This is a genomic window from Chryseobacterium sp. WG23 (genome assembly GCF_024586575.1).
Taxonomy (GTDB): domain Bacteria; phylum Bacteroidota; class Bacteroidia; order Flavobacteriales; family Weeksellaceae; genus Chryseobacterium.
This window is the reverse complement of record NZ_JALCZE010000014.1, coordinates 79,712-99,101: the sequence shown is the minus strand read 5'-3', so window position 1 is coordinate 99,101 and position 19,390 is coordinate 79,712. Positions and strand designations below refer to the sequence as shown.

The following is a 19,390-nucleotide window of genomic DNA, read 5'->3' as shown; positions in this document are numbered from 1 at the left end:
AAACCATTATATTTGCGCAAATTGAACTATATATGAAAGGACAGAATAAACTTTTTATAGCAATTATCATTGCACTTATCCTGGGAGTAGGAATTGGAGGAATAGTACATGTAAAATATCCGGAAAGTGCGGAGCCTTTTTCCAAGAATATAAAATTATTGGGAACTGTTTTTATCAGATTGGTACAGATGATCATTGCACCACTGGTATTTACCACTCTGGTTGTTGGGATAGCCAAAATGAGTGATATCAAAATGATTGGAAGGGTAGGAACAAAAGCCATGCTTTGGTTTATTTCTGCTTCTCTGGTTTCCCTTTTTATAGGGTTGATGCTGGTAAACTGGCTGGAACCGGGGCATGTTACAAAGCTGCCTATCCAGGACGTTGCTTCTGCTGAAGACCTTCTGAAAAGCAGTAAAAGTTTTTCTATGGAAGACTTTGTGAAACATATGATTCCTAAAAGTTTATTCGAAGCTTTTGCAACCAATGAAGTATTGCAGATTGTAGTATTTGCTATTATGTTTGGAGTGGCTTTGGCCAATCTGGGCGAAGAATATGCTCAGCCTGTAGTTAAACTTTTCGATATTATTGCCCACGCTATCCTTAAAATGGTAGGATATATCATGTGGTTTGCTCCTTTTGGAGTATTAGGAGCTATTGCAGCAGTAGTGGCTACCAATGGATTTGAAATATTTAAAGTCTATGCTATTTACTTAAGAGACTTCTTCTTTGCATTAGGAGTTCTATGGCTGGTTCTTTTACTGGTAGGATATCTGATCTTAGGAAACCGTCTTTTCGATTTGTTGAAAAGAATTAAAGAGCCTTTATTGATCGCGTTTTCTACCACAAGTTCAGAAGCTGTATTTCCAAAATTGGTGGAAGAGCTTGAAAAATTCGGATGTAACAGCAGAGTAGTATCTTTTATTCTGCCTTTAGGATATTCTTTTAATCTGGATGGAAGTATGATGTATATGACATTTGCCTCTATCTTCATTGCACAGATCTATGGAATCGAAATGACACTGGGACAGCAGATCACGATGCTGTTGGTATTAATGCTTACTTCAAAAGGAATTGCCGGTGTTCCAAGAGCTTCACTGGTGATTATTGTGGCTACCTGCTCCATGTTTGGTATCCCACCGGAAGGGATTGCCCTAATTCTGCCAATTGATCACTTTTGTGATATGGGAAGAAGTATGACAAACGTATTAGGAAATACATTGGCTACTTCTGCAGTCTCTAAGTGGGAAGGACAGCTAACTGAGCCGTTAGATAAAATTTAAAAGCTGATCAATGAGTTTAAAAAACTTAGAAATATATAAAAGCCATATTCTTGAATATGGCTTTACTGTTATCAACACTGTTTTTTCAGAGGAGGAAGTTGGCGAAATAATCAATGTTCTCAACAACATAGACACCTCAAGAGAGAACTTCAGAAAATCTGAAGACCTGTTTGCCATAAGACAGTTTTTAAAGGAACTTCCGGAAATTAAAGACCTCATCTTTAATGACAATATTAAAAGAGTAATTAAGGAAATCTTTGGCGGAAAATACTTTGTGGTAAAAAGCATTTATTTTGATAAACCTGAAACCTCCAACTGGTACGTAGCCTATCATCAGGACCTTACTATTTCTGTGGATAAAAAACTGGAATTACAGGGGTTTGGACCCTGGACTACAAAACAAAATCAGTTTGCCGTTCAGCCTCCGTTGAATATTTTAGAAAATATCTATACCCTCAGGATTCATCTGGATGATACGGATGAAAATAACGGAGCCCTAAAAGTGGTTCCAAAATCCCATTCCAAAGGAATTTACAGACCTGAAACAATTGATTGGAATGTAGAAACTGAAGAAATAGGCAATGTGGAAAAAGGGGGGATTATGATTATGAAACCTCTTACCCTTCACGGTTCCAACAGGACAACCAACGGAAGGAAAAGAAGAGTGATACACATAGAATTTTCTGACATAGAACTTCCGGAAGTCCTGCAATGGTCTGAAAGAATGAATTGATAAAAACAACCCCTCTTCAAATTCTTGAGAGGGGTTTACTTTAGCTCTAATCACTGTATACTACTTCGCTGTCAGGGTCTTCAGTAACAGAAAAACAGCAGAAATTCTTTTTATAGTTTTATTTTGCAGAGATTTCATCAATAAAGATATAAGCATCTTCACTGGCTCCCTGATGCCATTCCGGAAGCTTCCCGAAATAATAAGCTTTTACTTTGAGATATCTGGCTTCGGTAGGAAGTATTTCCGTTGCAAAGTCTTGTATCTGAATCTTTTCGTCTTTAGGATCGATCGTATTATCTATTGTTTTCAAAAGAATAAAATCTTTACCATTCATAGAAACATAATATTCCACTTTTTTGGGCATCAGGATCCAGGCTTTACTGTCCTGAAGATAGGTAGAAGATAGCTTTGTGATCTGCTGAGGAGATTGGAAGTCAATAATTGCTTCAAAATTCTGCCCCTGATATCCATGCCATTCCCCTTTTCGCCAGTTGATATCCCCTCTTATTCCGTCAATTAATGCCAGTTTTCCATTAGCTGTATACTGAGGAGTGGCTTTTGAAAGGATGTTGATATCCCAATAATTCGGTCTTCTGTTAAAATTGGCTACTGTAGCAGAGCTTTTCTCACCATTTTTCTCGACATAAGCGAGAACCTGAGTCGTCTTCGTGATAGAGAAAGGTCCTTTATAAGGGATGAATGTTTTCCTTTTATTGGCATCACTTTCATCCATAGTCATATAATACACTTTATCACCGGGGTGTAATGGAGTAATCTCAACCTTTGTGGAAAAGTCAAAAATACGGTCAGCTGAAATGATCGGGGAAGCTGTAATCTGATCATATTTAAAATCTTTAAATGATTTTACATTTTCAAATCCCAGTTTTTTAAGTGCTGCCTTACCTGTATTTTTAGTAATGTTTTTCGTAGTTCCGTCTTCAAGATGAATGGTAACCTCATCAAAATAAGGAGTAGTGGCTTCCCATTCGGATAATCCCGGGGTTACAGCGTAAATTCCCATTGAGCTTAAAACATACCAGGCACTCATCTGACCGCAGTCTTCGTTTCCAATAAGTCCGTCCGGTGTATTTTTATAGAAATTATCAAGGATGTATTTAATTTTAGCATCTGTTTTTTCAGGTTTATCTACAAAATTGTAGAGATAAGCAATATGATGACTCGGTTCATTTCCCTGAGCATACTGACCCATTAACCCTGTAATATCTACCTGCTCTCTGCCTGTTGTTTTATCCGGAGCGGCAAATATGGCATCAATGAACTTTTCAAATTTCTCCTTTCCGCCATGAGCTGCTATAAGACCCGGAATATCCTGCTGCACGGAATAAGAATAATGCCATGAATTTCCTTCTGTATAATTATTGTTGACCTCTCTCGGATCGAAAGGCTCATACCATTTTCCATTCTTTCTGGGCTGCATAAATCCGTTCGCAGGATTATAAAGGTTTTTCCAGTTTTGAGAACGTTTCATGAAATACTGATAATCTTCTTTCTTACCCAAAATTTTAGCCATTTGAGCAATACACCAGTCATCATAGGCATATTCTACCGTTTTGGAAACACTTTCCGACTCATCATCGATGCTGATGTAATTATTATGCTTGTAGGCATTCAACCCAAAAATATCCAGCATGGCAGAATTTTTAGACGCCTGAAAGGCTTTTTCGTAATCAAACCCCTGGATTCCTTTAGCCATCGCATCAGCAATTACAGAAACAGCATGATAACCGATCATGCATTCCGTTTCATTGGAAGCCAGTTCCCATACAGGAAGTTTTCCTCCCTGTTCATATTGTTTGACGAAGGTATTGACGAAATCGGCAGTTCTCTTTCTGTCGATTAAAGTCATCAGAGGATGTGCTCCCCTGAAGGTATCCCAAAGCGAAAATACGGTGTAATAATCGAAGTCTTTGGCTGTATAAAGCTTATTATCACGGCCTCTGTATTTTCCGTCCGCATCCATATTGATATTAGGCTGTGTAAAAACATGGTACAGTGCTGTATAAAAAACAGAGAGTTTGTTTTTATCATCAGACTTAACCTCTATTTTTGAAAGCTCTTTGTCCCAATCCGTTTCGGCTTGTTTTTTTACTGTTTCAAAATCATTCGTCTGTCCTTCTGCCAGCATGTTTTTTTCTGCCCCTTTATAGCCTGTAGGGGAAATGGAAACTTTTATACTGATTTTTTCTCCTTTTTTAACATCAGCAGAAAAGGCCAGAGCCAGTTTTGTTCCGGTATAAAGGTTGGCTTCCTGTTTTCCGTTAACTTCCTTCTTAGAGATTTTCACAGGTTTAGAAAATTCAATTCTGGAGTAGATATACTGATTGGTTGCCCAGGCTTCACTTCTCCTGAAAACTTCAATGGTTTTATTGTCAATGATTTTTACTTCACCTTCCAGTAACTTGTCTCTATGGTTGAGATCCAGAATAATATTAGCATTTCCGGCATTATTGAAAGTATATTCATGATAACCCACTCTTTTGGTCGTGGTAAGGCGAACGTTGATGTTGTTTTTATCTAATTTTACAGTATAGAATCCGGCAGTAGCTTTTTCGTTCTTATGTGAAAATTTTGAAGAATAGTCTTTACTATCCAGACTCGGATTGCCCATTGTAGGCATGAGCATAATATCTCCGTAATCAGAAACTCCTGTACCATTCAGGTGAGTATGGGAAAAACCATAGATCACCGAATCCGAATAATGATATCCGCTGCATCCGTCCCAGCTTCCGTCTATTCTGGTATCCGGAGAAAGCTGTACCATCCCGAAAGGAACTATAGCGCCCGGGAAAGTATGGCCATGACCTCCCGTTCCTATAAACGGATTGACATACTGTGAATAGTTCTGAGCGGAAATAAGCTGGGTCATAAATAAAGAAAACGTGATGAGCCTTTTTTTCATATTCTAATTTTATAATAGCGAATATATTGAAAAACGGTAAAACAGATGTAATAAAAGAAGGGTATAGCTTGTCCTATAAAAAACGATAATAATTCATGAAGAAAATATTTCTGTCAGGAATACTCCTGCTTCCGGCAATTGCTTTTTCACAAAGTATAACCGGGAAGATCACACAAACCGGAAATGACGTTTCCTACGTTGAAGTGGTAGCTGCCAAAAGTGAGAAGAAACAGACTGTCATTTCGGATGAAAAAGGAAATTATTCACTGAAGCTTTTGGAGAAAGGAAATTACCACATACAGCTTATACAAGAGGGTGTGGAAGTATTCAATAAGGATATTACGGTAAATGGAGACCTGAAACAGGATTTTTTTATTGAAAAAAAGAAAGAAAAACAGATTGAAGGGATTAGTCTTACCGCCAGAAAAAAACTGATTGAGAGAAAGGCTGACCGACTGGTTTTCAATGTTGCCAATTCCGTTGCCTCACAGGGAATGGATGGGGCAGATGCCCTTGCAACCACACCATTGGTTAAAATAGATGATAATACAGGAGTTTCCATTGTTGGAAAAAGTGGAGTGTCAGTAATGGTGAACGACAGGATACTGAATTTTTCACCTACTGAGCTTGTGACCTATCTTAAGAGCCTTCGTTCTGAAAATATCGAAAAAATAGAAGTTATTACGTCGCCGCCTGCAAAATATGAAGCACAGGGAAACAGCGGAATGATCAATATTGTGTTAAAGAAGAATCAAAGTCTGGGATGGAGTGGGAGCCTTACAACAAGTCTTCAGCAGCAAACTTATACGGGAACTTCCAATAGTGTAACGGTCAATTACCAGAACGAGAAGTTACGTTCTTCATTGAAATTAAGACAGAATAAATATGACAAACATTCATACGAAAACTACTGGATAGAAGGAGCAGATGGTCTTAAAAGTAATGATAACAGAAAGGATTTTGGTGACGGGCTAGGCGCTAACTTAAGTGTTGATTATCAGTTGAGTAATAAGTCTAATGTAGGCTTTATCTATGATTATGGATTCGGCCACTCCAATATGAATATCACCAATACGTCGAACTATTTTCAGAATGACAACTATACGAATACACTGCTTACCTATGCAGAACACAGAGCAACAGGGAAGCAGCATACAGCAAGTGCCTATTATGATCTGAAGTTCGGAAAACAGGATCATAAGCTGAGCATTACAGGAAATTATTTTTCCAATGTTCCTGAAACGACCATTGATTTTACAACAACGGAGAGTCTGGGAGACCGTTTTGTGGTAAAATCTCCTTCAACAGTAAATTATAAAATCTATTCCGGGCAGGCTGATCTTACCTTACCCTATCAGTTTGCAAAAACCGAAACAGGAGTGAAGTTCACTAATTTTGATAATAATTCCAATATATCTTATCAGAATCTTATCAATGGAAATTATGTGACAGATCCACTAAAAAGCAATCAGTTTGAATATAATGAGAAAAATTATGCAGCCTATATCAGCTTTGAAAAATCATTCAATGAAAAATGGTCTGCAAAAGCAGGTCTCCGCTATGAATACTCTGTTGTTAATGGAAATTCTTTAACCTCAGGACAGCAGACCGGGAATGCTTATGGGAAATTCTTCCCAACAGCTTATGTTACCTATAAAAGTAATGAAAACCATACCTTCAATCTTAATTATTCCAAAAGGATCAACAGGCCTGGATTCCGGGCGATCAATCCATACCGCTGGTACATCAATATCAATTCTTACTTTACCGGAAATCCTTTTCTGAAGCCTTCTATCAATCATAATTTTGAATTTTCCTATGTCTACAAGGGAAAACTTTCAGCATCTGCTTATTTCCAAAGAACTCTGGAAGCGTTTGGTCAGCTGGCCAACCTGAAAAATGAAAACAGGATCAGTACTTTTGAAAACTACTACAATCAGAACAGTATGGGAATTTCACTCAACTATTCAGATACTTTTTTCAAAAGATGGGAAGCTAATTATTCAGCTAATTATTCTTATATGAATACGGATGTTTTTGCAACCGATGCCGTTTCCAGAAAAGGAAACAGCTATGATTTCGATGTTCAGAATACTCTATCACTTAATAAGAACAAAACCATTCAGCTGATTCTCAATTATTGGTTCCGGTTACCTTCAAATTCAGGGAATGTATATATGGATTTTGCCGGAAATTTTACGTCGGGTCTTAAGTTGAGCCTTATGGAAAGGAACCTTCAGATAAATGTAATGGTTTCCGATATTTTTAAGCAGGGAAAAAGTGTTGGCAAAATTTATTATACAACAGGAACCCATTCTTATAATAATTATTACGATGCCAGAAGACTGACAGTATCGGCTACCTATACTTTTGGAAATAAAAAGGTAAAAGGAGCCAGCCGTAATGTGAATTTTGATGAAAAGAACAGAGCGAATTAGGAAAGAAATCTTGAAAAAGACAGTTATTATTGGACTTGATGGCTGAAAATTATTGGATATTCTTTTAAATTCAAACCTTATAGGTTCCAAAACCTATAAGGTTTAGCATAAGGTTAGCAGAAATAGCTTTCAAAAAATTCCGTAGTAAATTTTTAGACTTCTCCCTCAAAGAAATCCTGAAGATATAGCTCCTGATCATTCTCTTTTCTTTCTGTTCCCAGATATTTTTTCCATGCCTGGGATTCATAATATACAATTCCCATTTCCCAGACACAGTAAGTGGGAAGATGGGTTTTATTTCTGTCCCAGATTTCAAATGTTCCTGAGCCGTCATGGTATACACTTTCCCATAATTCATTTTCACTTCGCCATGTGCAGACCAAAAGAAGGTAGTTTTCACCACACCGGTGCATGATGACAAAGCCAAGGTCATCTATGTTCTGAAAATTTTCTTCGGCATTTTCTATCGCGAGCTGGGCATTCCGGATGTCTTGAGAAGAAATTTCTGAAAGGTTTCCGGCAAGGTCATACCATTTGAACCTGGTCTTTCCAACGTTGAAAATTCCTTTGGGAGAAGCATATTTGGATGGGTAAGCAGTATTTCTCATACATTATTTTGTGTGAAGGATAAAAAGTCTGAATAAAAAAAAGGACAAACAAATTTTTAATCATCTGATTTATCACCTGATATTATAGATTTTATTGATTCTAAATTACCGAAAAAATCCGTAAATTTGTAAACAATTTATATTTATATGTTGACGAAAGAAAAGGTTCAGAATTTCCTTAAAGAAATAGAAGTAGACGATTTAGTGAATAATTTTCAGATTATGGGTGAAGATGTTTATATTGACATGACCGCTCATTCGCCTGCAATGCATGAAAAGAAAAAACTGGAGGCTGCAATGAAGCAGGCTTTTGCGAGTGAGTTTGGAGAAAATGTTCATTTAAAACTTAAAATCGTTTCTCCGGAGCCTAGTGAAATTCAGCAAAGTCAGATCAAAGGAAAACAAATTCCCGGGATTCAAAATATTATCGCTATTGCTTCCGGAAAAGGAGGAGTAGGGAAATCTACTGTTGCTGCAAATATGGCAGTAACATTGGCTAAAATGGGCTTTAAGGTAGGATTGCTGGATGCTGATATTTATGGGCCATCAGTACCTACCATGTTCGATACAGAAGGAGCAAAACCAATTTCTGTAGATGTAGGTGGTAAAAGCATGATGAAACCTATTGAAAATTATGGTGTGAAAATGCTTTCTATAGGATATTTCTCAGGAGCTAATCAGGCCGTTGTATGGAGAGGTCCTATGGCTTCAAAAGCATTGAACCAGATGATCAGAGATGCTGCATGGGGAGAATTGGATTTCTTATTAATAGATCTTCCTCCGGGAACTGGTGATATTCACTTATCAATTATCCAGGAAGTTCCTGTTACAGGAGCGGTGATTGTAAGTACACCTCAGCATGTTGCACTGGCAGATGTAAGAAAAGGTATTGCGATGTTCCAGATGGAAAGTATTAATATTCCTGTTCTTGGATTAATAGAAAATATGGCGTATTTTACACCGGATGAACTTCCTGAGAATAAATACTATATCTTTGGAAACCAGGGAGCACAGTATCTTGCTGAAGATCTTGGAATTCCTGTATTGGGAGAAATTCCTTTGATCCAGAGTATCAGAGAAGCCGGAGATGTAGGAAGACCTGCAGCGCTTCAGGAGGGCTCTAAAATTGCAGAAATCTATACAGAAACGGCAAGAAAAATGGTTGAAAGCTTAGTAGAAAGAAATAAGAATATTCCTCCTACTGAAGCGGTAAAGATTACCACAATGGCAGGATGCTCACCCAAAGCAAAATAATAATAACTTTCAATTACATTTGAAAAAACCGAATTGAACTGAAAAAATATGGAAACAAATATAACGCACGAAGATACAGTAACACGAGTAATGGAAGCTCTGGAAAGCATCAGGCCGTTTTTGAATAAGGACGGAGGTGATATTGAGCTTATTGATGTGAAAGATAACCAGGTTTTTGTGAAACTTTTAGGTAACTGTTCCGGATGTTCATTGAATTTTTCAACCCTTAAATTAGGCGTTGAAAATACCATTAAACAGCATGCCCCGGAAATTGAAAAAGTAATCAACGTAGAGTAAAAACTACATCGGAGATATTTTTAAGACAGATCTTTTTTTAAGGTCTGTCTTTTTTATTGGTTGATATAAAGCAGGTTTGTCATATGAATTATTTACATTAATTTTTAAGTATAAAAGTAAAAGCTCCAGGTATTTCCGGAGCTTTTGAATTCAATAATAAATGTAAATTACTTTACAATAATTCTCTTAAGATGTCCTTCAGAAGTTTTCACAAGGTAAGCTCCTGTAGAAAGACCGGAAGTGCTGATGGTTAAGGCATTCTTTTCTTTTCCGATCAGCTTTCCTGACATATCATACAGCTCATAATCCTGTTTTCTGTTAAAGTAAAGAATATTTCCTTTGTTTACAGGATTGGGGAATACATTGAATGTTGCTGTTTCAGATTTTATTTCGCCGGTTCCCAGAGTGGGTGATAGGCCTACTTCATAGATAGATAAGGTACCACTGATCTCATTGGCAACAATAACATAGCCTTTATGGATTGTCATATTTTCAGGAGCGATATAGATAATACCTTCAGGTCCGTTATCTCCACCATAGGCAGAAGTAGAACGGGAATGCTTATAATCTGTAAAAGTAGGGTTGTCAGGATCTGTAATATTATAAACCATTACTCCTCCTGTTCTTTCCAGCGTAATGAAGGCAAAGGTTTGTCCGTTGATTGTTCCTAAGGCTACCCCTTCCGGTTCCGGACCTTTTGCACGGCTTCTGTTTTTAACGGCATTGGATTCATTATCAACATTGAAAAGCAATGGATAATGGGCGGCAATATATCTTTCAAACTGATCTCCACTGTCATAAGCTCTTTGTTTTGTATCTGTATTGAAAATAGAGAATGAACGTGCCCCTAATGCTGAGATTTCTTCAAAATCTGTATCTCCATCTGTATTTCCAGTAGCCGATGAAACCCTAAATCTACCCAAATTATGAGTAGCTTTTAATAGAGCGGCCTGAGGAAAAATAGCAGGATCTAAAGTATAATTATTAGCACCTACAGTAGTTCTTTCGCTGTATCCTGAAAGATCTTTTTCATCCCCTTCGTTGGCTGTTACAATATAATGGGTATTTCCTACTTTATAGTTCTGTACAGCATCAGGAGTGTAATAAGCTTTTACGGGCCAGTTGGCAATTAATACTTCTCCATTATTATCGGAGGCATCAAAGCCATTACCCGGGAGGCTCATATCTTTTTTGCCCAATCCCCAAATCCCTGTAATAGATTGGGTGGTAAGGTCAATTTCTGCAATGGCATTGTTTTCCTGAAGCGTTACCCAGGCTTTTTGACTGTCTGCACTTACGGTGACATATTCAGGCTCTAAATCCTGAGAAAGGGTATTGTTGGTTCTTACTTTTCTTAATCCGGTTGCTGCTAAGGCTGAAACCTGAGCATCAAAACTGTTGAAATTAAGAGTAGCCACTTGAGTTTGCGTAAGGTTACCAATTCCTCCTGAAATATCAATGATGCTTATGGTGCCCTCAGGATCTATGGTGTAAGCATCATTTGGCTCTCCTTCATTAGCCGTAATCACCTTTGTTCCGTCGGGAGTGAAGGTAATCATATCTGGTAAAGCTCCTACAGTAACTTGCTTCAGGAAATTTCCGTTATTATCAAAAAACACTACGGAACCGTTCTGTTGCGGATTGGTATTTGGAGATGATGCAGCTATGATTCCGTTTTTCACGGCGATACTTGTAATTCCGCCATAGGGAGCCATATTGACTGTTTTGATAACCGAGGGAGTGGAAGGATTACTGAAATCAATAATATCAAACACATCTGTAATAGAGCTGATTGTAAATAAACGCTGTGTGGAAGGATCGTGAACTACAATTTCTGTGGAACTGTTATTATTTCCTGAAGGATCAAAACTTCCGATATAATTCAGCTGTATCTGATTAGACGGAGCCGGGGCCGGTTTATCATTGTCTATAATATAAACTGTTGCAGAATGATCTCCCGAAATGGTTGCTCCGGTTGGATTTTCGAGGCTTACAACAAAATATTCTGCCTGCTGTTCTTCCGTTGCATCATCAATAATAGGAATATTGACAGTATAACTTGTTGTGGAAGGTGTAATAGTGATGGTCTGGTTGGCTAAACTAAAATCATTGCTGTCAGCTGTGCTGAATGGGGCAGGCTTAACAACTAAATTAACTGTCGCCGTTGAGGGGTTGGCTACGTTAATTTTGAACGCCAGGTTTCCTGTATTTTCATTGACTTTTATGAAATTCTTATCCAATGAAATTGTAGTTCCGGCAGCTGTAAAGGTGCTGGAAGTCGCTGATGTAACTCCATTATCACTGAAATCTTCAATGGTATTAGGTGTAAGCGCTGCATAATAAGTCTGCCCCGGCACTAAGCCGGAAGTTGGGATGATGGTGATGATATTGTTGCTGAAAGCTGTACTAAAGGGAACTTGTGTACCAGTAGAGTTTCCCAGACGAAGCTCTACCAGGTTTTGTGCATTAGAATCGTTAATCGCGGAATTATCTGCCAGTCTTACATTTTCATTAAAAGAAATAGTAGGGTGAACAGTTGTAGAAGCATTATTTGTGTTGTTTGTAGGGAAATACGTGACTGTGGGAGGAGTAGTGTCAACACCTCCTGTTGAAGTTGCATCTACAGTAAAATTATCAAAACGGTTGTTTCCGCCTGTTCCTCCTCCTGTTGCAGAGAATTCAACTTTTAATTTAAAATTCGGGTTATTGGAAACACCTGCTACCGCTGAGAAATCAAAACTAATGAGCTGTGGATTGGCATCCTGAGGATTTACAGTCTGATAGGGGGTAAAGATAGTTCCATCTGTAGAATAAGACCATGCCTGTGTTCCTGCTCCCTGGCCTGATCTTCTTGTCGTGAATTTTATATTCACATTGTCATACCCTGTTGTAGGAAGGTTAAATTGTAATGCACCCCCAATAGGGTTATTAAATCTTAAATGAGTTCCGGAGAGATCCCCATTTCTGGCATTCAGATTACCAATATCGAAGTTTTGTCCTGTACCATTTGCAAAATCTATGACACTGCTGCCACCCGCCAAAGCATTCAGTGAGCCGTTAGCCAGTGTGGAAGAAGGTGTAGTGATGGAAGCTGCAGAAGCATTGTTATTAAAATTCCAGTAATGAATAAGGGTCTGTCCGAAAAGCCCGCTTTGAAAGAAGAATGCGGCAATGACAGATCCTTTTAATAAGTAGTTGTTGATCATTTTTTACTTTTATTAGATAAATGCAAAAATGAACTTTATGTTTGTCAACTATCTTAAGGGAATTTTAAGAAATGTTTAAAAAATAGGTTTGTAAAATATTGAATATATGATAGAGGTTAATAAATCATGGAATTATTTATTGACAGACTGACCGGAAAAATTGAGAATACTTCCGGATTTACTTCCTTCCAGAGGGTGTTGCTGCATATAGAAAAATCCTGAAACTGCAGTCAGGAGTAAGAGTACAAAAATAACCAGAACAATTCTTTTTAACATGTCTCTCATATCGCTAAATTTTTAATATCTCTAATCTCTAAAGTGGAAGTTGGGTATCCTTTTTGTACAACATTGATCATTGCTCTTCCCACTTCGTGTAAAGATAATGATTTTGACGGTAAAAAAACAGGAAAAAACCAAATAAAAGGTTTGAAAAACCATTTTACATTCAATTGGCCTTCAACAGGTTTCATAAAACCGGGACGAAAGTTGTAGGCATCTTTAAAATTCATCTTTTTTAAAGCATTTTCTGTTTTCCCTTTCACTCTTGCCCACATCATTTTTCCACTTTCCGTATTATCAGTCTGAGCTCCTGAAACATAATTAAAGACCATTTCCGGATTTTGATTCAGGACAGCTTTTGCTATATGCAGGGTGGTATCGTAGGTAATTTTAGTATAATCTTCCTCGCTCATTCCAACGCTGCTGATACCGGCACAGAAAAAACAGGCGTCATAGCCTTTCAGTTTTTCATCATTGATATCTATTGACAAAAAGTCAGAAACAAGATATTCCTTTAGTTTTGAATGCTGCTTTCCTGAAGGTTTTCTGCTTATGCTCAATATTTCAGAAACGTTCGGGTTTTCCAGGCATTCCATTAAAACACCTTCACCTACCATTCCGGTAGCTCCTGTAAGAATTATTTTGATCGGAGTCATTGTATTGCTATTGATAGTTGTAAGACGAATGAGAGATAGGAATTACTTTAAAGTTAGGGATTTTAATTTAAAGAATAAAAAATAAGTAATAAAGAGTAAAGAGTAAAGAGTAAAGAGTAAAGATATTGTTGTTAAAATTCAATAGGAGCGGACTTTAGTCCGCTTTCATCTGGAAACATATCTCCTCTGGCTTCAGCCAAAACTTAATTTTAGATAATAAATAAACATTCCCAGCCCTGATTGCAGCGGCATCCTTTTTCCGGAATGGCTGTAAAGTGGCTGCAGAAAAAGATACAGCGGAAAGCAGGAAATAGCTTCTGAAAAAAGAAAAACCGGACCAATAGAGCCCGGTTTTCAAATATTATGCTGTGAAATTATTTTTTATGCTGTAACTGGCTGTATATATTCTGGATCAATCCATCGGCCACAGAAATCTTAGGAACGAAAATCCTATTGATATCTGACCAGGACATTATATTATTGAAAATACGCAGGGCAGGAACTAAAACATCTGCTCTGTCTTCTCTCAGGCTGTAGTTTGTCATCCTTTCATCTACTGAAAGTTCATTAAATTCCTTATATACCTTTTTAAGATGAGATAAAGACATTGGTTTGCCTTCTTTTGTTTTGCTCATGGAGAAAATCTTGTTGATATTTCCTCCTGAACCTATAGCCACAATCGGCTTTTTACTGATAATATTTTTTTTGATCTCCTCTTTCATCTCTTTCCAGTTGTCTGCGGTGACCAGATTATTGAGCAGGCGGATTGTCCCGATATTGAAGGATCTTTCATAGAGCATTTTACCGTTTTCGTAGAAGGTAAGTTCTGTAGAACCTCCGCCTACATCAATGTATAGATAGGCAAAATCTTTATCAAGCCCTTCAGCTACATGGTTCTCATAAATCAGGGTAGCTTCTTCATCTCCGGAAATAATTTCTATATTGATTCCTGATGTTTCCTGAACCTGTCTGATGATTTCATTACCGTTTGCTGCATCACGCATGGCACTTGTAGCACAGGCCCTGTAATGGTCTACTTTATAGATATTCATAAGGTCGCTAAAAATCTTCATGGCATCAATGACCATTTTCTCTCTTTCGCTGCCTATTTTTCCAATAGTGAAAACATCCATCCCCAATCTCAGAGGGATTCTCAAAAGGTTGAGCTTAATGAATTCAGGTTTTCTATTATTTATTTTTACTTCATTAATAAGAAGTCGGGCTGCATTACTTCCTATGTCTATCGCTGCGATCTTCATTTTTTATTGGTTTTAGCTTTTAAATATTTATAGGTTTCTATTTGAGAACGGCATTCTTTCTTGTCATTTCTTACATATTCATTGCTCAGTTTCTTATCTAAAATCCTTGCCTTTACATTGTCACTAAGCTGAATATTCAATATGTCTTTTAATTCTTTTTTAAGGTTTTTGTCTGTAATTCTGGCTGCAGCCTCAATTCTGTAATCAAGATTTCTGGTCATCCAGTCTGCAGAGGAAATATATATATCTTCACTCCCTTTATTATAGAAATACATTACTCTGGCATGTTCCAGATATTCATCAACGATACTTATCGCTTTTATTTTTTCTTTAAAATCTTTTTGGTTAACGGCGCAGTAGATTCCTCTTACGATGAGCCTTGTAACCACTCCTGCCTTTGCGGCATCATACAGTTTTTCGATCAGGGATCTGTCGCTGAGAGAATTGGCTTTAACAATAATTTCGGCTCTTCTTCCTGCTTTAGCTTCTTCAATTTCTTTATCAATATGATGAACAATCTTTTCACGCATAAATTGTGGGCAAACCAATAAATTTTTGCAGGTTTTCAGTACCGGGAGATAATCATCTTTTGGTTTTTTCAATACACTGAATACTTTATTAATGTCTGCCATAATGCCACGGTCAGCGGTCAGCAATAAATGGTCTCCGTAGATTTTTGCTGTTTTTTCATTGAAATTTCCAGTGCTGACAAATCCATATTGGATGGTTTTATTGTGGGCTCTTTTTTTGATGACACAAAGCTTGGCATGAACCTTTTTGTTCGGAAGTCCTACCAGTACTGTAATTCCTTCAGGTTCCAGCATATCCTTCCATTTCAGATTGGATTCTTCATCAAATCTTGCCTGAAGCTCCAGCATGACCGTTACTTCTTTGCCATTTCTTGCAGCATAGATCAGGGCATTAATGATTTTGGAGCTGCTTGCCATGCGGTAGGCGGTGATCTGTATAGATTTTACATCCGGGTCCATTGCGGCTTCACGCAGAAGATCGATTACCGGATTGTATTTATGATAAGGGAAGCTGAGAAGGACATCGTCTTTTAAAATAACATCTGTCACTCGTTCTCCATGTTCAAAAGCCTGATGGGTAAAAGAAGTTCTTTCTACCGGTCTTTCATAGGTTTCAAAAACATCAGGAAAGTCCATGAAATGCTTGAAGTTATGGATTTTTCCTCCCGGAATAATACTGTCTTTTTTAGTAAGGTTAAGCTTTCTGATCAGGAGCTCCAGCAGGGCCTTATCCATATCTTTATCAAAAACAAAACGGGTGGGTTTTCCTTTTCTTCTGTTTTTGAGACCTTTTTCTATTTTTTCTGCAAAGTTGGTACGGATGTCATTATCCAGGTCCAATTCAGCATCTTTTGTAACTTTAAAGGCATTGGCTGCAAATTCATCATAGCCAAAATAAGAGAAAATGTGAGGTAGATTGAACGTGATGACATCTTCCAGCAGCATTACATTTTTCTCTTCAGGATCTTCGGTAGGAAGGAGTACAAATCTTCCGACAAAGCGGGAAGGTATTTCAATAATGGCATAATTGCTGGAATACTGCCAGTCTTTTTTTCTCATGGCAACACCCAGATAAAGGCTTTTGTCCCTCAAATAAGGCATGGGAGTGTTTTCATGAAGCAAAATAGGAATTACATTAGATTCTACCACTTCATCAAAATAGTTTCTGACAAATTCTTTTTGCTTTGCGGTCAGATTTTTAGAATTTTTAATGAAAACTTTATGATCAGCCATCTCTGCCTGAATTTTTTTCCAGGTTTTGTCAAAATTCAACTGATGCCTCATTACAATATCATTAATGTGCTGAAGAATTTTGGAAGGGGGCTGATAGAAAGATTCAGCGATCACTTTTTCCTTAAAATCCATGGCACGCTTTAATCCGGCAACACGTACTCTGAAGAATTCATCCAGGTTGTTGGAAAAAATTCCGAGGAAACGTATTCTTAAATGAAGAGGAACTTTCTCATCCATAGCTTCCTGTAAAACTCTTTCATTGAAGGCAAGCCATGTAATATCTCGCGGATTAAAGTGTAATGACATTCTTAAATGTATATAATTTATCAAAAATAATAATTCGTAAAGTTTCTGGCTCTATTTATAAGGTTAAACTTTGATTAATTTTTAAAGAAGAGTGAATTATTGCTTTTTGGTTGATAATAATTATCTGTAGATGATCGTGAATCAATATATTTTTATTTTATAATAATTAAATTTCATGAATATAATAGGTTATATTTTAAATTTTCCTTCACAGATCCGGGGAGATTGGCTGCTGTTTAGCTGAAAAAATTTCCATATTAATCTATAGAAAACCTCGATATACCGGGGTTTTTATTTTTATTGTGTCATTTTGTCATAATTCTTTGAATGGTACAGATATTGAGAAATTGAGAGTATAAATTAAACTTAAAAATTAGAAAAAATAAAATATTATGAGTAAAATAATTGGAATTGACTTAGGTACAACCAACTCTTGTGTTGCTGTTATGGAGGGTAAAGACCCTGTTGTTATCCCAAATGCAGAAGGTAAAAGAACAACACCTTCTATTGTAGCATTTACAGAAGATGGTGAAAGAAAAGTAGGTGATCCTGCAAAAAGACAGGCTGTAACGAATCCAAAGAAAACTGTATACTCTATCAAAAGATTTATCGGAACTCATTTTAAAGAAGATGCTAAAGAAATTTCAAGAGTACCCTATGAAGTAGTAAGCGGACCAAACGATACGGTAAAAGTAAAAATTGACGATAGAGAATATACTCCACAGGAAATTTCTGCAATGACGCTTCAGAAAATGAAGAAAACTGCTGAAGATTACCTTGGACAAGAAGTAACAAGAGCGGTAATTACTGTTCCTGCCTACTTCAATGACGCGCAAAGACAGGCTACTAAAGAGGCTGGTGAAATTGCAGGTCTTAAAGTAGAAAGAATTATCAATGAGCCTACAGCTGCAGCGTTAGCTTATGGTCTTGATAAAAACCATAAAGATCAGAAAATCGCAGTATATGATCTTGGTGGTGGTACTTTCGATATCTCTATCCTTGATTTGGGAGACGGTGTATTTGAAGTATTGTCTACAAACGGAGATACTCACTTAGGAGGTGATGACTTTGATGATGTGATCATCAACTGGATGGCTGATGAGTTCAAAGCTGAGGAAGGTGTAGATTTAAAAACTGATGCTATTGCTCTTCAAAGATTGAAAGAAGCTGCTGAAAAAGCAAAAGTTGAGTTATCTTCTTCTGCTCAGACTGAAATCAACTTACCATACATCACAGCTACAGCTACAGGTCCTAAACACTTAGTGAAGTCTTTAACTAAAGCTAAATTTGAGCAGTTATCTGCTGATTTAGTAAGAAGATCTATGGAGCCGGTTGCTAAAGCATTAAAAGATGCAGGTTTATCAACTTCTGATATTGACGAAGTAATCTTGGTAGGAGGTTCTACAAGAATCCCTATTATCCAGGAAGAAGTAGAAAAATTCTTCGGTAAAAAACCATCTAAAGGTGTTAACCCGGATGAGGTTGTTGCTATTGGTGCAGCTATCCAGGGAGGTGTATTGACGGGAGACGTAAAAGACGTATTACTTCTTGACGTTACACCACTTTCTTTAGGTATTGAAACTATGGGTTCTGTATTCACTAAATTAATTGAAGCGAATACTACAATCCCAACTAAAAAATCTGAGGTGTTCTCTACAGCTTCTGACAATCAGCCAGCGGTAAGCATCAGAGTAGGACAGGGAGAAAGATCTATGTTCAACGACAACAAAGAAATCGGTAGATTTGATCTTACAGATATTCCACCAGCACCAAGAGGAGTTCCTCAAATTGAAGTAACTTTCGATATTGATGCCAACGGTATCTTAAGTGTATCTGCTAAAGATAAAGGAACAGGTAAAGAGCAGACTATCAAAATTCAGGCTTCTTCAGGTCTTTCTGATGAGGAAATTGAAAGAATGAAAAAAGAAGCTCAGGAGAACTCTGCAGCGGATGCCAAGAAAAAAGAGGAAGTTGAAATCTTCAACAAAGCAGACGGATTGATCTTCCAGACTGAAAAGCAATTGAAAGAATTCGGTGAAAAGCTTTCTGCTGATAAAAAGGCAGCTATCGAAGCAGCTCACACAGAATTGAAAACAGCTTTTGAAGCTAAAAATGTTGATGATGTAAAAGCTAAAACTGAAGCTTTAGATGCAGCATGGATGGCAGCTTCTGAAGAATTGTATGCCGCAGGTCAACAGCCGGGTGCTGATGCAGGAGCAGGAGCTCAAAATCCTGGAGGTAACAATGCAGGAGGTGAAGATGTACAGGATGCAGACTTCGAAGAAGTAAAATAATTTTTTAAATATATAATAAACCCCCAGTTTTTACTTGGGGGTTTTTAGTTTCAGAATGTCTCTATTCCGGAAGAGTGATCAACTAATAGAGATC

General features: G+C 37.4%; 13 protein-coding genes. 6 read left to right on the top strand and 7 right to left on the bottom strand.

All coding sequences use genetic code 11. The annotated features are described in order from the left end of the window. Nucleotides 1-32: 32 nt before the first annotated feature. Nucleotides 33-1,283: a dicarboxylate/amino acid:cation symporter gene (locus MP477_RS19850; RefSeq protein ID WP_230037274.1), complete on the top strand. Its 1,251-nt coding sequence runs from the start codon at nucleotides 33-35 to the stop codon at nucleotides 1,281-1,283. A gap of 10 nt (nucleotides 1,284-1,293) precedes the next feature. After that, nucleotides 1,294-2,016 carry a phytanoyl-CoA dioxygenase family protein gene (locus MP477_RS19845; RefSeq protein WP_257191765.1) on the top strand — a complete coding sequence of 241 codons (723 nt, stop codon included), beginning with the start codon at nucleotides 1,294-1,296 and terminating at the stop codon, nucleotides 2,014-2,016. 118 nt (nucleotides 2,017-2,134) lie between these two features. On the opposite strand, the gene MP477_RS19840 is transcribed toward MP477_RS19845, so the two are convergent. Further along, entirely contained in the window at nucleotides 2,135-4,936 is a 2,802-nt protein-coding gene (locus MP477_RS19840) for a GH92 family glycosyl hydrolase (protein WP_257191764.1), read from the bottom strand. A gap of 95 nt (nucleotides 4,937-5,031) precedes the next feature. On the opposite strand from MP477_RS19840, the gene MP477_RS19835 reads away from it, so the two are divergent. Beyond that, on the top strand, nucleotides 5,032-7,374 hold the full coding sequence (locus MP477_RS19835) for a TonB-dependent receptor domain-containing protein (RefSeq protein WP_257191763.1): 2,343 nt from the start codon (nucleotides 5,032-5,034) through the stop codon (nucleotides 7,372-7,374). A 152-nt stretch (nucleotides 7,375-7,526) separates the two neighbouring features. Here MP477_RS19835 and MP477_RS19830 read toward each other — a convergent pair whose 3' ends face one another. Then, nucleotides 7,527-7,982 (bottom strand): hypothetical protein, encoded by a 456-nt coding sequence (locus tag MP477_RS19830; protein ID WP_257191762.1) that lies wholly within the window; start codon nucleotides 7,980-7,982, stop codon nucleotides 7,527-7,529. Between the two features lie 147 nt (nucleotides 7,983-8,129). Between MP477_RS19830 and MP477_RS19825 the strand changes: the two genes are divergently transcribed. Both MP477_RS19825 and MP477_RS19820 read left to right on the top strand, forming a co-directional pair. Then, nucleotides 8,130-9,236: an Mrp/NBP35 family ATP-binding protein gene (locus MP477_RS19825; protein ID WP_257191761.1), complete on the top strand. Its 1,107-nt coding sequence runs from the start codon at nucleotides 8,130-8,132 to the stop codon at nucleotides 9,234-9,236. A gap of 48 nt (nucleotides 9,237-9,284) precedes the next feature. Next, complete coding sequence (locus MP477_RS19820) at nucleotides 9,285-9,533, top strand: NifU family protein (RefSeq protein WP_002977212.1); 249 nt, start codon at nucleotides 9,285-9,287, stop codon at nucleotides 9,531-9,533. 167 nt (nucleotides 9,534-9,700) lie between these two features. Here MP477_RS19820 and MP477_RS19815 read toward each other — a convergent pair whose 3' ends face one another. From MP477_RS19815 to ppk1, 5 genes are all read right to left on the bottom strand, one after another. Continuing rightward, nucleotides 9,701-12,739 carry a choice-of-anchor I family protein gene (locus MP477_RS19815; RefSeq protein ID WP_257191760.1) on the bottom strand — a complete coding sequence of 1,013 codons (3,039 nt, stop codon included), beginning with the start codon at nucleotides 12,737-12,739 and terminating at the stop codon, nucleotides 9,701-9,703. A gap of 132 nt (nucleotides 12,740-12,871) precedes the next feature. Then, nucleotides 12,872-13,024 carry a hypothetical protein gene (locus MP477_RS19810; protein ID WP_209804973.1) on the bottom strand — a complete coding sequence of 51 codons (153 nt, stop codon included), beginning with the start codon at nucleotides 13,022-13,024 and terminating at the stop codon, nucleotides 12,872-12,874. Next, nucleotides 13,021-13,674: an NAD-dependent epimerase/dehydratase family protein gene (locus MP477_RS19805; RefSeq protein WP_257191759.1), complete on the bottom strand. Its 654-nt coding sequence runs from the start codon at nucleotides 13,672-13,674 to the stop codon at nucleotides 13,021-13,023. The genes MP477_RS19810 and MP477_RS19805 overlap by 4 nt, the downstream gene beginning before the upstream one ends. Nucleotides 13,675-14,048: 374 nt before the next feature. Further along, on the bottom strand, nucleotides 14,049-14,933 hold the full coding sequence (locus tag MP477_RS19800) for an exopolyphosphatase (protein WP_230037255.1): 885 nt from the start codon (nucleotides 14,931-14,933) through the stop codon (nucleotides 14,049-14,051). After that, nucleotides 14,930-17,002 (bottom strand): polyphosphate kinase 1, encoded by a 2,073-nt coding sequence (gene ppk1 / locus MP477_RS19795; protein ID WP_257191758.1) that lies wholly within the window; start codon nucleotides 17,000-17,002, stop codon nucleotides 14,930-14,932. Before ppk1 ends, MP477_RS19800 begins: the two co-directional genes overlap by 4 nt. 392 nt (nucleotides 17,003-17,394) lie before the next feature. Between ppk1 and dnaK the strand changes: the two genes are divergently transcribed. Beyond that, nucleotides 17,395-19,296: a molecular chaperone DnaK gene (gene dnaK, locus MP477_RS19790; protein WP_209804968.1), complete on the top strand. Its 1,902-nt coding sequence runs from the start codon at nucleotides 17,395-17,397 to the stop codon at nucleotides 19,294-19,296. Nucleotides 19,297-19,390 lie beyond the last annotated feature (94 nt).

What these genes read in the sequence shown, in the direction of transcription:
- MP477_RS19850 (WP_230037274.1), top strand. Translation starts at nt 33, where the DNA reads ATGAAAGGACAGAATAAACTTTTTATAGCAATTATCATTGCACTTATC.
- MP477_RS19845 (WP_257191765.1), top strand. Translation starts at nt 1,294, where the DNA reads ATGAGTTTAAAAAACTTAGAAATATATAAAAGCCATATTCTTGAATAT.
- MP477_RS19840 (WP_257191764.1), bottom strand. Translation starts at nt 4,936, where the DNA reads ATGAAAAAAAGGCTCATCACGTTTTCTTTATTTATGACCCAGCTTATT.
- MP477_RS19835 (WP_257191763.1), top strand. Translation starts at nt 5,032, where the DNA reads ATGAAGAAAATATTTCTGTCAGGAATACTCCTGCTTCCGGCAATTGCT.
- MP477_RS19830 (WP_257191762.1), bottom strand. Translation starts at nt 7,982, where the DNA reads ATGAGAAATACTGCTTACCCATCCAAATATGCTTCTCCCAAAGGAATT.
- MP477_RS19825 (WP_257191761.1), top strand. Translation starts at nt 8,130, where the DNA reads ATGTTGACGAAAGAAAAGGTTCAGAATTTCCTTAAAGAAATAGAAGTA.
- MP477_RS19820 (WP_002977212.1), top strand. Translation starts at nt 9,285, where the DNA reads ATGGAAACAAATATAACGCACGAAGATACAGTAACACGAGTAATGGAA.
- MP477_RS19815 (WP_257191760.1), bottom strand. Translation starts at nt 12,739, where the DNA reads ATGATCAACAACTACTTATTAAAAGGATCTGTCATTGCCGCATTCTTC.
- MP477_RS19810 (WP_209804973.1), bottom strand. Translation starts at nt 13,024, where the DNA reads ATGAGAGACATGTTAAAAAGAATTGTTCTGGTTATTTTTGTACTCTTA.
- MP477_RS19805 (WP_257191759.1), bottom strand. Translation starts at nt 13,674, where the DNA reads ATGACTCCGATCAAAATAATTCTTACAGGAGCTACCGGAATGGTAGGT.
- MP477_RS19800 (WP_230037255.1), bottom strand. Translation starts at nt 14,933, where the DNA reads ATGAAGATCGCAGCGATAGACATAGGAAGTAATGCAGCCCGACTTCTT.
- ppk1 (WP_257191758.1), bottom strand. Translation starts at nt 17,002, where the DNA reads ATGTCATTACACTTTAATCCGCGAGATATTACATGGCTTGCCTTCAAT.
- dnaK (WP_209804968.1), top strand. Translation starts at nt 17,395, where the DNA reads ATGAGTAAAATAATTGGAATTGACTTAGGTACAACCAACTCTTGTGTT.